General features: G+C 29.3%; 15 protein-coding genes. 2 read left to right on the forward strand and 13 right to left on the reverse strand.

The features are described 5' to 3' along the window. Nucleotides 1-12: 12 nt before the first annotated feature. Together BQ9840_RS06885 and BQ9840_RS06890 are read right to left on the reverse strand one after the other, a co-directional pair. Nucleotides 13-531 carry an RNA polymerase sigma factor gene (locus BQ9840_RS06885; RefSeq protein ID WP_077369086.1) on the reverse strand — a complete coding sequence of 173 codons (519 nt, stop codon included), beginning with the start codon at nucleotides 529-531 and terminating at the stop codon, nucleotides 13-15. Nucleotides 532-818: 287 nt separating this feature from the next. Then, nucleotides 819-1841, reverse strand: a complete 1023-nt coding sequence (locus BQ9840_RS06890; protein WP_159436097.1) for a DUF4885 family protein — start codon at nucleotides 1839-1841, stop codon at nucleotides 819-821. A 192-nt stretch (nucleotides 1842-2033) separates the two neighbouring features. On the opposite strand from BQ9840_RS06890, the gene BQ9840_RS06895 reads away from it, so the two are divergent. Continuing rightward, complete coding sequence (locus BQ9840_RS06895) at nucleotides 2034-2594, forward strand: hypothetical protein (protein WP_077369088.1); 561 nt, start codon at nucleotides 2034-2036, stop codon at nucleotides 2592-2594. Here BQ9840_RS06895 and BQ9840_RS06900 read toward each other — a convergent pair. The 11 genes from BQ9840_RS06900 to BQ9840_RS06950 form a co-directional block, all read right to left on the reverse strand. Then, nucleotides 2504-3979 (reverse strand): M1 family aminopeptidase, encoded by a 1476-nt coding sequence (locus BQ9840_RS06900; protein WP_143254319.1) that lies wholly within the window; start codon nucleotides 3977-3979, stop codon nucleotides 2504-2506. The genes BQ9840_RS06895 and BQ9840_RS06900 overlap by 91 nt on opposite strands. 80 nt (nucleotides 3980-4059) lie before the next feature. Beyond that, a complete protein-coding gene (locus BQ9840_RS06905) occupies nucleotides 4060-6324 on the reverse strand; it encodes an insulinase family protein (protein WP_077369090.1) in 2265 nt (754 codons plus the stop codon). A gap of 447 nt (nucleotides 6325-6771) precedes the next feature. Further along, nucleotides 6772-8361, reverse strand: coding sequence for a DEAD/DEAH box helicase (locus BQ9840_RS06910; protein ID WP_077369091.1), 1590 nt, complete (start codon nucleotides 8359-8361; stop codon nucleotides 6772-6774). Between the two features lie 82 nt (nucleotides 8362-8443). Then, a complete protein-coding gene (locus BQ9840_RS06915; RefSeq protein ID WP_234978634.1) occupies nucleotides 8444-9364 on the reverse strand; it encodes a TIGR01212 family radical SAM protein in 921 nt (306 codons plus the stop codon). 146 nt (nucleotides 9365-9510) lie between these two features. Continuing rightward, nucleotides 9511-9864, reverse strand: coding sequence for a hypothetical protein (locus tag BQ9840_RS06920; protein ID WP_077369092.1), 354 nt, complete (start codon nucleotides 9862-9864; stop codon nucleotides 9511-9513). A gap of 42 nt (nucleotides 9865-9906) precedes the next feature. Further along, nucleotides 9907-12150: an EAL domain-containing protein gene (locus BQ9840_RS06925; RefSeq protein WP_159436098.1), complete on the reverse strand. Its 2244-nt coding sequence runs from the start codon at nucleotides 12148-12150 to the stop codon at nucleotides 9907-9909. Between the two features lie 147 nt (nucleotides 12151-12297). Beyond that, nucleotides 12298-12465 carry a zinc-ribbon domain-containing protein gene (locus BQ9840_RS06930; protein ID WP_077369094.1) on the reverse strand — a complete coding sequence of 56 codons (168 nt, stop codon included), beginning with the start codon at nucleotides 12463-12465 and terminating at the stop codon, nucleotides 12298-12300. Between the two features lie 212 nt (nucleotides 12466-12677). Next, complete coding sequence (gene ybaK, locus BQ9840_RS06935) at nucleotides 12678-13154, reverse strand: Cys-tRNA(Pro) deacylase (protein ID WP_077369095.1); 477 nt, start codon at nucleotides 13152-13154, stop codon at nucleotides 12678-12680. A gap of 99 nt (nucleotides 13155-13253) precedes the next feature. Continuing rightward, nucleotides 13254-13556, reverse strand: a complete 303-nt coding sequence (locus BQ9840_RS06940; RefSeq protein WP_077369096.1) for a hypothetical protein — start codon at nucleotides 13554-13556, stop codon at nucleotides 13254-13256. 165 nt (nucleotides 13557-13721) lie between these two features. Continuing rightward, on the reverse strand, nucleotides 13722-14912 hold the full coding sequence (locus BQ9840_RS06945; protein WP_077369097.1) for an anaerobic nitric oxide reductase flavorubredoxin: 1191 nt from the start codon (nucleotides 14910-14912) through the stop codon (nucleotides 13722-13724). Nucleotides 14913-15082: 170 nt separating this feature from the next. Next, on the reverse strand, nucleotides 15083-15766 hold the full coding sequence (locus tag BQ9840_RS06950) for a phosphoribosylaminoimidazolesuccinocarboxamide synthase (protein ID WP_077369098.1): 684 nt from the start codon (nucleotides 15764-15766) through the stop codon (nucleotides 15083-15085). Between the two features lie 267 nt (nucleotides 15767-16033). Here BQ9840_RS06950 and BQ9840_RS06955 point away from each other — a divergent pair, with 267 nt between their 5' ends. Continuing rightward, a complete protein-coding gene (locus tag BQ9840_RS06955) occupies nucleotides 16034-16786 on the forward strand; it encodes an exodeoxyribonuclease III (protein ID WP_077369099.1) in 753 nt (250 codons plus the stop codon). The last annotated feature ends 29 nt before the right edge of the window (nucleotides 16787-16815 follow it).

Here is a 16815-nt window from a genome sequence, read left to right on the forward strand (position 1 = left end):
GTCCACCTCCTATTATTTAAATTCGTCATTGCATAGCTCTTTTAATCTTTTCCTTCCACGAAATATAGTTATTTTTACTTGAGCTAAACTTATTCCCAATACTTCTGATATCTCCTTATAAGACAATTCTTGAAAGGCATATAGATAAAGTACTTTTTTCTGTTTAACATTTAAATTATTAAAACTTTTCATAAAGCCTTCTCTTCGCTCTTTATCTAACATTTGTTCTTCAGGAGAAAAGGTAGACATCGCTCCAATATCTAAAGTCACATTTCTATTATTTTTTCTAATATAATCAACTGCTTTGTTGTGAATAATGGAAAATAAATATGCTTTTGAGGTACTATAGCTTTTAAGCCTTTCTCTATATACAAAAAAAGTAGCAAAACTATCTTGTACTATATCTTCAGCAGTATGGTAATCCTTCAATATACTTACTGCAAAAGTTGTAGCTTCATTTCTATGCATATTTACAAACTCTTCAAAAGATTGTTCATTTCCATCTTTCAATAGTTCTAGTTGTTCATCCACCTTTTCACCTCCAACTACACTACTGTTTTTCTCTCTAATAGTTTTACTTCTCTTTGGTCTAGCCTTATATAATTTTATTACAAAGCAAACAGTTTCACCATTTTAATCACTCTCCACTATATATTCGAAAAATAGAGATAAAAGTTACAAAAAATAGAGTCAATTTTGAAATAATAATAAAACATTTCAAATTTGACCCTGATTATCTACTATCTTTACCTAATTATCTGCTTAAAACACCTCTTATGGAAATTCTTTAAACTTATCTCTTTAACTTATACTATATTTTATCCGAATCTAGTCTCTAAATCCTCTATCCATTTTTCTTGTCCTTTTCCATATCCATAGACTGTATCTATATCCATTAAGCTTCCATCTCGCCAGTCTATTTTTAGTACCATGTCTGGAACGGAATTTATGCCTTTTTTAGCATATTTATTTAGTAAAGAACCATAGAAGGATATTACAGAGCCTTTATGATAATCATCTACATATTTTGCATTTCTTACACCATTTTTATATAAATCCATAAGGCTTCGACCATCTTCTGTTACAAATTTCCCATTTTTAACTTCAAGATTATTTATATTTAATCCTGTGTATTTCTTTATTTCCCTCATTAATAGATACTTTTCATATATCTCTTTCGTTTTCTGTGGTGAATTAGCTTTTAAGGTATGTGAAATATGGTAAAATAATTCCCTCCCATTATTCCCTTCGTTTAATACTGCTTCAATTAAATTCTTCGCCTTTTCATCTTCAAGTCCTTCTATCGTTATTATATAATTAAATGGATCTATGGAAAAAGTTAATCTTTGTCCTTTGGGAATTGTAATATTATTTTTATCTAGTATATTTTGAATTTGCTGATTTATCATATTTCTGTTATGAAGTTTTTGTTTTTCACTTTCTACAAGTCCATCAACTGTAATTCCTCGAAACATTGGATCGTGTAAACAAAAGCTATTCATTTCACTCCCTTGTTCATAATGTCTTTTATAATGATAATCATAATCTCTTTCAAACTGAAAACAACTAGATCTTTCTTTTTCCGTCAAACCATGAATATAATGAGGTGCAGACGAATCAAAATATCTTTGAGAAATATACCTTCTTCGTTTTTCTCTGCTCATATGTTTAGTTTCGTTATACAATCTATCATACTTTTCTCTTGTCTTTTCAGCCATCCAAGTTTCTTTTCCATAATATTTGTTTCTACTTTTTATCTCCGTTTTCGAAGCATCTTCTTTTATATTGCTCTTACTATAAATATTGTATGAGCTATTTATTCCAATACCATTAACTTTCATCTCTATCCCTCCTGCACTTTCTTCTACATATGTTATCGGCATGAAGTTTTTTTTATATACTTGTTTATGTATTTTTATAAATATATTTCAATATAAAGTATTTTAATGTTTGGTAATTTATAACAACGGGTATAAATATATTGACAAGTATAATTCCAAATATTATGAATTAAAAAAAGGAGGTTTTATGGTATGATTAAAAAGAAAAGACTATCTAAATTAACAATTTTATTAGCAGTAATGTTTTCTTTATTCGTGTCTATTCCCATGAATAAAAGTTATGCTTCTGAATCTATAACTGGAAATAATTCTTTTGAAACTGCGTATAATTTTGGGTATTGGAAGTATAAATATGGAATGACTATTTTACCAGCAGGGGAAAATGAAGCTTACTATTCCTTTACAGTCGATTCTGGAGAAAGAATAATGGCTAAAGCAGATTATAGAGATGAATACTCGGGAATGGAAATTGAAATTTTCAATAATGCAGAGCAATTAATAGATACTAACAATGGCCCAGTAAAACCAGGATATATTCCATTTATTTATTCAAAATGTGATGCTACTAAGGATAGGCAGAAATTTTATGTAAAAGTGACACGTGGAAATTATGAAGGGGACATGTATTTCACAGTATCTTTTGAAGAACGAATAAAAACTGGTTACAAAACTTTCAACTTTCCAGGAACAGCTACCAATCCAGGAAATAGAGATTTTAATTTTAATGGCCCCTTAGTAAGGTTCATTTCTTGAAGAAAATCATCATAAGTTAAATCTTTCAACAAATGTCTTCTATACACTCCCTGTATTCCTTCTAAAAAGACTTTCTCTCCTTGAATTTCTTCTTCCTTCACAAATTTAAGAGGCATTAAATAATACAATTCAGCTTTTCTTTTTTCCATTTCCAATGATTTTATAAATTTTTCATTTAATTTTTCTTTCATATCATCATTCTTTATATAATAATAATTTTTAAGTTCATCTACTCTTCGTTTCCATGCACCTAGAAAAACGTTAGAAGAAACCATGTCCCCAAATTCTTTTTGTATATATTTATATGAAAAATAATTTGCAAGTCCTTCACTTGACCAAGGAGTATCTTTTATCACATTTACACCAGTCCCCCACCATTGATGTGCCATTTCATGAGCTATGAGATTTAAGTCATCTGCATAAATATCTACTTTCCAAAGATCTTCAATATCTCCATTTTTATTTAAAATAGAATACATACTAATGTCACGATTTATAGTGTTTTCTGAAAAGGTTATAACATTTTCAGAAGAATGACCTCCTCGCTTATATATAGAAACTTCAGCAATCTTTAGTGGATATTCATTTGAATAATACTCACCAATATTTTGGACATAATACTCCATTATACCTTTTATATGTTCTGCTATTTTCATGTTATCCACATATTCTTTATGTTTTGGTGTATAGTAAAACTCAATTGTCATATTATTAACCTCAATTTGAGTTTTCTCATATCTAGCAGCAAATGCTCCAATATCTACAGTATGAGAACTGTACTCAAATATCCACTTTTTATTGCCATCAATTGTTTCTACATCTACAAGCTTACCAGGTACAACCATTGTTAAATAATCTGGTGCTATATAGTGTCCACAAATATCTATCATATCTGCCTCTGCAACTAATGGTCTAAAAATCCAATTTGAAACTTCAAGTAGATAAATACTTTCCCTAGAAATATATCCTGGCATACTTCCTCCAACACCATCTTTATCACATTTAACTTTTCCACTATAGATAATTTCTATATTTATCTTTTCTACATCGGGTATAGATACTTCAATAACACTTTTATTTTTATTTTTTTGATATGCTAAATCTTTTCCATTAACTTTTAAAGATTTTATTTTTAGTCCATCATTTGTATTAAAATTTATTTTATTTGAACCATTATTTACGAAATCATATGAAATATGAGCATCCATTACTCCATTTTCAGTGTCAAATTTAATTTCTGGATAGATACCATCTAAATATATGTTTTCATCTATGGATATATCCAAATCATCCATCAATTCCATGGTATAAGGTTCTTTAGCATAAGTAAATCCACTTCCTAAAATAACCAGTATAGTTAAAACTACTAATCCTTTACTTTTCATATTGATTAACAATGAACTACCTAGTCCACATTCATACCTTCTTCTAAATAATAATCCTATAAAAAATATTGATAGAGAAATTAAAAACCATAATAATCTATATTTCTTACTTCTTTAAGATTCTTAATGATTTCATCTGAATTCGTATCAAAGTTTTTATCTAGATCACAAATAAACTGATAAAAAGGAATATAGTTTAAATTCTTATATTTTCCACATTGAAAATCATAAGACGAAACCTGTGATAAAAGAAAATTAAAAGGATCACCTTCTATTTCAAATTGAATTCCTGTTTTTATCTGTTCAATCAGATTTTTTAAATTATCCTTATCATCAAAATTACTTTTATTAGTTATTTCATCTAATAAGTCAAATGCATTACCTAATTTACCTTTTAGTGTGTTAAAAGATATTAGTACTTTAGGATAAAAATTGTCTTTACTTTTACTGTCCTCAAATGCTATTGTTTCAACGGTAACCCCACCAGTATAAGTATATATAGCATTATTAATTTGATTATAACTATAATTTTCAGTATCTACATTTCCTAGAACCCTAGTTAACAGCATTAAATACATTAGTTTATCTTGTGGTACTTTGGTTGCATCATAGTATAGATTTACATATTGAACTCCATTTGTATATATTGGATGACTTAATACTTTCATCCCATCTAATTCTTTTATATCTATTGGTATTTCTTCAACCTTTTTATATTCTAAATTAATTTTGGATGGTCCTTCCTCTTTAGGTTTTAAAGAAGCTTCTTGCCATTTTTTAAATTCACTATTTTTGCTTATAAGAGCATTCAACTCTTCTTTAGACAAACTTGACTTATAGCTAGCAAGCTCATCATTTAATTTTTTTATATTTTCCTCTTCCAACCCTGGCTTTGGCTTTAAAACCACAAAAGATGAATGATCGTTATTCAGCATATACTTTTGAATTAATTTTTCAAAATATCCATCTTTTGCCTTTCCCTTTATTTTCTCAATTTGTGAATTCACTTTAAAACACTCTATCAAATTTCCACCGTACAACCATGCATTTCTTGCCTCGTCCATATAATTCTTCCATCTTTCTTCTGACAAGTTATCTTTTCTTATACTCACTTCATATGAATTAAGTATAGAATTAATCAATTCCTCATCAAAACCATTTTTCACTATATTGTTTAATGATTCATTTACTACTTTCACAACTTCATTTTTCTTAGATTCATTTGAATTGGATATTACTATACCTCGAATCGGCTGCTGTATATCATCTCCAACAGTACCAAGGAAAGTCCCTATTCCACTCTCTGAAATTGCCTTCTTAAAAGGTGAAGCATTGGAATTAAGCAACATCTCCAGCATATTTAATCCCATATTTGTTTCATAATCTGTATTTTTGTCAAAGGCATAGTTTATAGAAAAATATGTTCCATCCTCTACACCACTCCCCATTGGTACTGGATAATAATCCTCTACAACATTCATTTCATCAAATGGTTTTTCTCTATAAATCTTATTATCAAAGTCTACCTTCTTTAACTTACTTAAGTAACCATTGTCTATGAATTCTAATGTTTTTTCAATATCCATATCTCCATAAAGATAGATAAAGGAATTAGAAGGGGTATAGTTTTTATTATAAGCTTTCAAAAGTTCTTCATAAGTAAGTTTAGGTATATCAATTGGATTTCCACCTGAATCAAATCTATATATCGTATTTGGAACTAAAGATTTATCTACAACTTCGCACAGTTTACCTGTAGGAGAATATCTACCTTTCATCTCATTATATACAATACCATTTACATTCAACTCTTTTTCAGGGGAATCTATTTCATAACGCCATCCTTCCTGCATAAAAAGCATCTCACCATCATCCAAATCAGGAGAAAATACTGCATTTAAATATTCTCCAATATACTTTCTAAACTCATCTTCTTTATTACTAAAAGTAAAATATTGAGTAAAATCAGATCCAGTATAAGCATTTCCAACATCAACATCAGCCTTTCCTGCAAAAATATGTTCAATAATGTGATATACTCCAGTGTCATCTTTTGGCAATGTCTTGAAACTAATTCCAAATACTTTCCTTTCATCATCATTCTTAATACAAGCAAGCCTTGCCCCTGTTTTTTCATGCTCAAAATTAAAAATTGTAGAATCAATATCTTCAACATATTCCTTTTCCATTAGCTTAAATCCTGAATATACTTGTGATATTTTTAATTCATCTTTAATACCTTCAGCTAATGCAATTGAAGTATTCATTCCTATTGGCTGAATTGAGCCTAAAAAACAAATAACTACTAAAATAGATACTAAAAATAATTTAAACTTTCTTTTCATTTTTCTCTTCCTTTCCAATGAATTTTTCTATGCCACTTTTTTATATGATGTAAATGTCAAAATATAACTGCTATATTTAATTATATATAATAATGTTCTTGAATATCTTAATTAACTCTTAAAAAGTTCTTACGATTTCCTTAAGATTTTACACAACAAAAGTGCCACCTATGTCGGTAAGCACTTTTGTGATAATATAACTTTCTCTATTCAATAGACTTATTATCTTTTAAACCTTTAAAGCTATCTATCAAGTTAACCTTGTCTTGATTCCTATGTTCTTGAGTATCTACTAAAAAAATTAGACCTTGTAAAAATGCTCGCAATTATTGTTTAGATGCCACACGCCGCCATGTTCAAATTCTCCTTTAAATTAAATTAATTATTTTATATTTAAAAGAGAACACAAAAAAGTTCCTTTCTAAATAGAAAAGAACTTTTTCAAAGCTACTTTCTTGATTTTGCTATTTCAACATTAATCTTTCTACCTTTTATTCTATGATTTTTAAGTCCCTCAAGAGTTTCTTGTACATACTCCTCAGGTACTTCTACAAAGGAAAATTTATCATATATATCAATATTACCTACACTTTTTCGTGGTAGACTAGTTTGACCTGTGATTGCTCCAACAATATGTCTAGGACTTATTTTATCCCTTTTTCCACTATTTATAAATAATCTAACCATCCCTGCTTTTCCACCATTATTATAGCTACCTAAGTTTAAATCTTCATGGCCATCTTTTTTATTCATATCCATGTGCATCTTTAGTATAGCTGCAGCTACATCTATGGAACTATAGTCTTCTTCTAGTAGACTATCTACAATACTTACATACTTTGAAAGATCCTCGTTGTCTAATTCGTGTCTTATACTATCATATAGTAGACCAATCTTACTTTCCTCAACATCATCAAGAGTAGGAAGTTCAAGTCTTGTTATTTTGGTCTTTGTGTATTTTTGAATATCTTTAAGTTTGTGAATATCTCTTCCAACTACAAAACTAAAAGCCGTCCCTTTTCTACCTGCCCTAGCAGTTCTTCCAATTCTGTGAACGTAATATTCCTCATCCTGTGGAACATCATAGTTAAATACAACATCCACATCATCAACATCAATACCTCTAGCTGCCACATCTGTAGCAACCAAAATATCTATATTTCCACTTCTGAAAGTTGCCATTACCTTATCTCTTTGAGTCTGCTTCAAATCACCATGAAGTCCATCTGCAAAGTAACCTCTTCCTTGAAGTTGCATTACAAGTTCGTCTACCTTCTTCTTTGTATTACAAAATACTAGAGAAAGTTTTGGATTATATATATCAATAAGCCTACAAAGTATTTCTGTTTTCATATTGTTTCTCATATCAAAATAAAACTGTTCTACTTTAGGTACAGTTAACTCCTTGTGAACCACTTTTATAATTTTGGGATCTCTTTGAAACTTTTCTGCAAAATTCATTATTTCCTTAGGCATTGTTGCAGAGAAAAATATAGTTTGCCTTTCTTCTGGCATTTGATCTACTATATGTTCAATATCATCTCTAAACCCCATATCAAACATCTCATCAGCTTCATCAAGTACTACCATCTTTATACTCTTTGGTTTTAGTGTATGCCTTCTTAGATGATCTATAACCCTACCTGGAGTACCAACAACTATTTGAACTCCCTTTTTTAAAGCCTTTATCTGTCTTTCAATTGGCTGCCCACCATATACAGGCAATACATAAATACCTCTCTTGTATTTAGCAAGCCTACTGATTTCTTCTGCTACTTGAATAGACAATTCCCTAGTAGGACATAGTACAATTGCTTGAAGCTGTCTATCATCCTCATCACACATCTCCAATATAGGTATACCAAATGCTGCCGTTTTTCCCGTTCCAGTCTGTGCTTGACCTATTACATCAACACCTTCAAGTATATAAGGTATTGCTTGAGATTGTATAGGAGAAGTCTCCTCAAATCCCATATCTGAGATAGCCTTTTTTATCTCCTGTGAAAGTTCCATGCTTTCAAATTTTACTTTTTCCATATAAATTTATAACTTCCTTCCATAATTTAATTAGCCTATCAAGTATATCTTTATTATCCCAAAAATGCAAATAAAATATTTATTAATAATATTTAATTCCCTGATGGCTTCCTCTTCTTTTTAACTCCATATCTATACCAGATAATACGCCTAATTTATTAAGACTCCATTTAGGTTCTATCAATAATCCTTTCTTACCGTCTCCTGTAAGGCGATGAATCACCATATTTTGCGGAAGCATTTCTATGCTATCACAAACAATAGAGATATATTCTTCTTTTGATAATATATAAAAAGGAGAACTTTTATAGTATTCATAAAGATCTGTATCCTTTTGTATATATAATAGATGAAATTTAACACCCCAAGTGTTGGTATTAGCTATATATTTTACTGTTTCTAAAGTATCTTCCTTTGATTCCCCAGGCAATCCAAATATCAGATGAGTTACAACTTTAATATTCCTTTTCTTTAACTCTTCTATACCCTTATTATAAACACTTAAATCATAACCTCTTCTAATAAATTTTGCTGTTTTTTCATGAATAGTTTGAAGACCTAATTCCACCCATAGATATGTCTTTTTATTTAATTCGCTAAGTAAATCTAGTACTTCTTCTGGTAAACAATCTGCTCTAGTAGCTATAGCTAGTCCCACTACATCTTCTTTTGAAAGTGCTTCTTCATATTTTCTTCGTAAATCTTTTATAGAAGAATAGGTATTAGTGAAATTTTGAAAATAAGCGATATACTTTCCCTTAGGCCATTTCTTAGATAAAAATTCTTTTTGTTCATCTATCTGTTCACTAATTGATAATATCCTATTTGCCGTAAATTCTCCTGAACCCTCTTCACTACAAAATATACATCCTCTACTTCCTACTGTTCCATCCCTATTAGGACAAGTAAATCCACCATCTAAAGAAAGTTTAATTACCTTTGTTCCAAAAGTTGTTTTTAATTCATAGTTCAAAGAATGATATCTTTTGTCTTCCCACATCATTTACATCACCACTTTCATCGTTTTCTCCTCTCTTTTAATTATTTTGCTTTATTTATTATGTCCCATAGATTATAAAAAAACATTAAATAAACTTATATAAGTCTATTTAATGTTTTCGTTTAGGCTTGGTAATCTAATATTATATCCTAAATTTCCATTGTATCTACTACTAGTATATCATCTCCAAATTGAATATCAAATTCTATAAGCATATCTTCCCTTGAACTTCCATAGGATTTTGGAAGTTCAATTATATCCAAGGAATAACCTTCTTTAATCTTTTCTTCTACTTTTTCCTTAAAATGCTCTAAATAAACTTCGATTCTTTCATTTAAACTAAAATTTCTCTCTGATGATGCAAATTCATTTAAAATATCTAAATCTTTTAATTCATCAATATGGTATACAGAATAACGAGTAATTATTTCAACTACATTTTCATCTAAGTTTTTATATGCCACTAAACATGCCTTATACTTGATATTTACTTCTTTTTTCACAACACATTCCTCCTCAACTATCTATTATACCAAGCCCAGACTCTAACAACCTTCTGTACATTTTATGAGTAGTCTTTCAACTTCAGTTGGTGGAACAGGTTTACTATAGTAGTATCCTTGAATTTGATTGCAATTCTGATCTTTTAAAAATTGAACATGCTCCTTGGTCTCAGCTCCTTCTGCTGTAACTTTTAATCCCATTTCATGTGCCAAGTGGATCGTAGCCTTTATTATAGACATACTCTTATTACTCACATTTATGTCTTTAACAAAAGTTCTATCTATTTTTAATTCATCTACACACATTTCCTTTAAATAATTAAGACTTGAATATCCAGTACCAAAATCATCAATGGATATATATACTCCCAGATCTTTTAAATCTTTTAAAATATTTAAAGTATAATCAATATTCATAACAGCTATTGACTCAGTTATTTCCAACTCTAAATATTTCGAATCAAGCTTTTCTTCTTTCAATATTGTATCTACTTTTTTAACAAAGTCTTTCTGTAAAAATTGTCTTGCAGAAATATTCACTGAAACCCTTATAGGTCCATAGCCAGAATCTATCCAATATTTATTTTGTCTACATGCTTCTCTTAACACCCATTCTCCTATAGGTAATATTATATCAGTTTCTTCAGCTAATGGTATAAATCTTACTGGTCCTAATAGTCCTTCTGTAGGATTGTCCCATCTAATTAAAGCCTCCATACCTAATATTTTTTCCGTAGTTACTTCAACTTTTGGTTGATAAAATAATACAAATTCATCATTTTCTTTAGCTTCCCTTAGCTGATTCAATAATTTAACTTTTTTTATTTCAATTTCACTTAATTGTTTATAATATATAAAATAAGTATTTTTCCCTATTTCCTTAGCTTTGTACATGGCCATATCTGCATTCTTAATTAACGAGTTAACATCCTTTCCTCCTTCTGGATAAACGCTAATTCCAATACTACATGTCAAAAAGTGGTTTACATCATATATAGAAAAAGGTTCTTGTATTTCTTTTATAATTTTATTTGCAAAATCTATTATCTCATTTTTATTTTCTTTGTATTTCATAAGTACGAGGAATTCATCTCCTCCAAATCTAGCTAAAAAATCTCCTGGTCTCAAAATATTCTTTAACCTTACTCCAACTATATTCAATACCTTATCCCCTGTATCATGTCCTAAACTATCGTTAATATCTTTAAATCTATCTAAATCTATATATAATACAGCTAAATTTGGATTCTTTCCTTCTGATTCTTCCAATATCTCTTCAAAAGCCTCCAAGAAATATAATCTATTTGGTAAACCTGTTACTGTGTCATAATAAGCTAGATTATATATCTGATTTCGATGAGATATTAGCTTTTCATTGGCTTTCTGTAATTCAACAGTTCTCTTGTCAACTTGCTTTACTAACTGTTTGTTCCATAAGTACATAAATAGAATTATCAATGCTATAATCAGTCCTATAATACTGATTTGTTGAATAAACAAACTAAATACATTTTTCTTTTCTATATATTGTTCTCCGAACCATTTCCTATATATTTTATCATAAGTACCATCTGTTTTTATTTGCTCTATTCCTTCATTAAGTAAATTTGCAATTTCTACATTATCCTTAGTAGTTACTAAGCCATATTTAACAGTAGATATAGGCTCTCCAACTATTTTTACACTATTAAATTGCTTGTACTTTTGTAAGTTGTACAATCCAACTTCTTTATTACCTATAAAAGCTTGTACTTCACCATTAACCAAAGATAACAAACCTTCTGTTTGATTTTTTTTAGGTATAGGTATTACTCCATTAATACTCTTAATCTCTTCTTCATTTACATCACTTTCTTGATAAGCAACTTCAAAACCGTTCAAATCTTTAAGTTCCTGAATAATCTTATTATCTGCTTTTACAAATATTACTTGTGAATTGATCATAGTTGGTGTTAAAAATAAGTATTTTTTCTCTCTTTCAGGGGTTTTAGACATACCTTGAATAATATCTACTTCTCCACTATTAAGTGCATCTACTGCATCATGCCAACTCATAGGTACAAATTCAATATCTATTCCCTTTTCAATGGCTATTGCTCTCATTATATCCACATTAAAACCTTTGTATATTCCGTTCTCGTCCACATATTCATAAGGAGGGTGGCTATTATCTCCTGCTACACGAATAGTAATAGCATTTGTAGATGATGCTCTATTATAAACTATTAAAGATGAACATATGAGAATTAATATGGATAATATTATGATAAGTTTTTTCCTTTTCATTACATTCATCCTCCCATAAATATATATTAACTATTAATATTCTACATAAACTTTCCTTTTCCTCTATTTATGGTGTTTTTTTTATTTATTTTATTTAAATAGCGAAAATAAAACCTTATGAAAAATTTTCATAAGGTTTTAGATCAATTATCTTCTAAATTTTCTATCATTGTTTCTTTGTTTTCTCTTTTTTCTACAATCTGGACATCTTTGAGGTTCATTTTCGAACCCTTTTTCCTTGTAGAATTCTTGTTCACCTTCTGTAAATACAAATTCATTACCACAATCTTTACATACAATAGTCTTATCTGCCATTTTACATTCCTCCTTTTAAAGAATTTTCAGATTTAAAATGGACTAACATATAATTCCCAAAAGAGGAACGTATTTCATCCTTTAAATCTATATTATAATTTACAGTTAGCATACCACTTTTATGTACGATATGCAATAATTTTTCTATATTTATAATTGCCTTTTTAAACTTTTTTATACCTTATATTTGCTATAGTTTCTGAAGTTAAAAGCTACTTTTTTAGATCACATAGCTTTCCTTCTGTTATGCTAGCTAAATCACACACTGATAATTCAATTTGAACTCCTATTTTTCCACCGCTTACAATAATATTTCCTTGAGTAGTAGCACTTTCATCAATAAAAGTTGGATAAGACTTTTTCATACCTATAGGAGAACAACCACCACGAATATATCCAGTATGCTTATTTATATCTTTTACATGAATCATCTCAACTTTCTTCTCACCTGTAACTTTAGCTGCCTTCTTTAAATCCAGCTCTTCCTCTACAGGTATTATAAATACAAAGATATCTCTACTATTTCCATTAGCCACCAAGGTCTTATATACTACTTTTGGATCCTTCCCAATCTTTTGTGCTACAGAAATTCCGTCAATCTTTCCATCTTTTTTATCATAAGTTAATACATTGTACTTAATATTGTTTGTATCAAGTATTCTCATTGCATTAGTTTTTAATTGTGCCATATTATCTCCCCTATAATTTTAATATCATATAAATAATTTTATCATTATAACAATTATTTATCAAAAAAACATGGTAAAGTTTAAACTTTACCATGTTTACTATTCTTCTAATATATTGTCTCTAAAAAATTTAATCAATCCATACTGAGCTAATATGTCCATAAACTGACCATGTAGAGAAGCCTCTGAAGCATTCATAGTATTTTGCTTATATCTTCTTTCGTTTCTTTTGACTTCTTTTCTAAACATATCAATAGCTTCTTCTTTTGTATCTACATCCTTTAGTTTTTCAGCATATCTGTCATATTCCTTGGAAAGTTCTTCGATAAAAAATGAATCTAATTCTTCATACCTACTCTGATACTCTCTCAGTACTTCTTCTTTACTCTTTATTTTTACCATAGAACCACTCCTTTATAATATTATACACTATTATAGTAAATTATTAAAGCCTTATTTAGAATATTTAGAATATATTTTAAATTTGCACATTATAAGATTAAAAAAGGCGATTTATATCCTAGGTAGGATATAAATCGCCTTTATAGCTTATATATACTTATTTCACTATTTTAAATGACCAACAAAATTTTTACCAAACTCTCTACATCTTTCTAGTGCTTCTTCATCTGGATTCCATAGTTCCTTTATTCCATCACCTATTACTTCAAACTTAGCATCTTTTAATCTCTCATTGATAATTTGAACAGATTCACCACTCCATCCATATGAACCAAAGGCAGCAGCTTTTTTATTCTTTAATCCTAGGCCCTTCAACATATCTAACATTCCTGATACAGAAGTCAATATACTTTTATTTATAGTAGATGAACCTATTATTACACCTTTGGATTTAAATATTTCTGTAAGGACGTCATTTTTATCAGAATGAGCAGTATTAAACAGTTTTACTGTTACATCACTATCTACACTCTTAATTCCATCTGCAATTGCTTCTGCCATTCTTCTAGTACCATTCCACATAGTTTCATAGGCAATAGTTATTTGATTTTCTTCTACTCCTTTTGACCATTCTAAGTATTTTTCAATGATTTGACTTGGATTTTCTCTCCAAATAACCCCATGGCTAGTGGCAATCATATCAACAGGTAAATTTAAACTCAATACTTCTTCTATCTTTCTTGTCACCAATGGACTAAAAGGTGCTAATATATTAGCATAGTATTTTATAGCTTCTTGATACAATTCTGCTTGATCAACTAAATCATTAAACATTAAATCTGAAGCATAGTGTTGACCAAATGCATCATTACTAAATAGTACATTTTCTCCTGACATATAGGTAAACATACTATCTGGCCAATGTAGCATTCTTGCTTCTATAAATGTTAACTTACTTTCTCCTATGTCTAATGTATCTCCTGTTTTAACTTCAACAAAGTTCCAATCTTCATGGAAATGACCCTTTATTATCTTAACTCCATTTGAAGTACAGTATATTGGAACATCAGGTATCTCCTTCATAAGCAATGGCAATGCACCACTATGGTCGATTTCATTATGATTTGCTATTATATAGTCTATTTCATTTAAATCTATTTCTTTTTTTAGATTTTCTACAAATTCCTTTGCAAATGGTTCCCAAACTGTATCAATAAGTACAGTTTTTTCATCTCTTATTAGATAAGAATTATATGAGCTACCCCTGTGAGTAGATAATTCTTCTCCATGAAAACTTCTTAATTCCCAGTCAATTTTTCCAACCCAAGTTATTTTGTCTGATATTTTGAAAGACATAAAACTCCTCCTTTGATTATATTTATGGAAAGACAATATTTATAGTATTGCCTTATTTAATTGTTATATTTTTTTCAATTAATTTAGTTATACCCAAAACCCTTTCTCTTAAAGCATTGTTTATGTTTTTTTACACAAAAAAAGGAGACAGAAAACTGTCCCCTAACTTCTTACTTCAACATCATCTTTTCTAATTCTAATGGTTCAATATATTGTCCATCTTTATAAGCTCTCATATTTCCACCAGATATTTCATCAATTAGTACTATTTCCTTGCTTTCTCCTACCCTACCAAATTCCAATTTTATATCATATAGTTCAATTCCCTTTTTAGCTAATTCTTCTTTTACTACATTGCTAATCTTTCGTGTAAGATCTTTTAGCACTTTGTATTCATCTCTTGAAAGTATTCCTAACATATGAAGTGCATCTTCAGTAATTGGTGGATCGTTTCTTTTGTCATCTTTAAGAGTTACTTCGACAAAAGCATCTAGTGGTTGCCCTTCTTCAGCATACATTCCATAACGACGCATGAAGCTTCCAACAGCTCTATAACGGCAGATTACTTCAATGCCCTTCCCAAAAGCTGTTGCTGGTTTTACTGTCATAGTAGCATTTTCTATATCTGCATCTACATAATGAGTAGGTATTCCCTTTTCATTTAATTTTTCAAAGAAAAATTTAGTTAAACGAAGTCCAGCCTTTCCTACTCCCTCAATTGTTAATCCTACTGTATTTGCTCCTGGATCAAATACACCATCTTCTCCTGTTACATCATCTTTAAATTTAAGTAAATAGTTACCATTTTCTAAATCGTAAACGTCTTTTGTTTTCCCTTTATAAACAAGTTTCATCAAACCAATCCCTTCATTGAAATTTTTCATCATATATCATATTTACATTATATAATTATTTTCTCGATTTGAAAATGTTTTTGTGAATTTTTTTATTATTGTTTATTATATAGTGAACATTTTTATTATTTTCATATTTATAGTTCATATTTTTCCAATCAATATAATATTATCATTATTTTTCCCAAATTAAATTATAATTACCCTTCTTTATATAAAAATAAGCTATGATATAATATAAGTGATTACTTAAATGGAGGGTTTACTATGAAACTTGTTTCTTGGAATGTTAATGGCCTTAGAGCTTGCGTTAAGAAGGGATTTTTAGACTACTTTGAAGAAGTGAATGCGGATATGTTTTGTGTTCAGGAGACAAAACTACAAGAAGGACAAATAGATTTAGACTTAGAAGGATATCATCAATATTGGAATTATGCTGAGAAAAAAGGTTATTCTGGAACTGCAATTTTTACAAAGAAAGAACCTCTTTCTGTTAAATACGGCGTGGGAATAGAAGAACATGATCAAGAGGGAAGAGTTATTACATTAGAATATGAAGACTTCTATTTGGTAAATGTGTATACACCAAATAGTCAAAGGGAATTGGCAAGACTTGATTATAGAATGACTTGGGAAAACATGTTTAGGGAATATCTTAAGGAATTAGATTCAGTGAAACCTGTCATACTATGCGGAGACCTTAATGTTGCTCATAAGGAAATAGATTTGAAAAATCCATCTTCAAATAGGAAAAATGCTGGATTTACTGATGAAGAAAGAGGCAAGATGACAGAACTATTGGAAGCCGATTTCATTGACAGCTTTAGATACTTTTATCCAGATAAAGAAGATGCCTATACTTGGTGGTCATATATAACTAAAGCTAGAGAAAGAAATGCAGGTTGGAGAATTGATTACTTCATCGTTTCAAAAAAACTTGAAAAAAGGCTAATAGATGCACAAATTCATTCAGAAATACTAGGTAGCGATCATTGTCCTGTAGTTTTAGAAATCGAATAAAAAAACATCCACCACTTATCTTTATGCTA

Origin of the sequence: Anaerosalibacter sp. Marseille-P3206, assembly GCF_900155565.1 — a bacterium.
In the GTDB taxonomy this organism is placed as follows: Bacteria; Bacillota; Clostridia; order Tissierellales; family Sporanaerobacteraceae; genus FUHM01.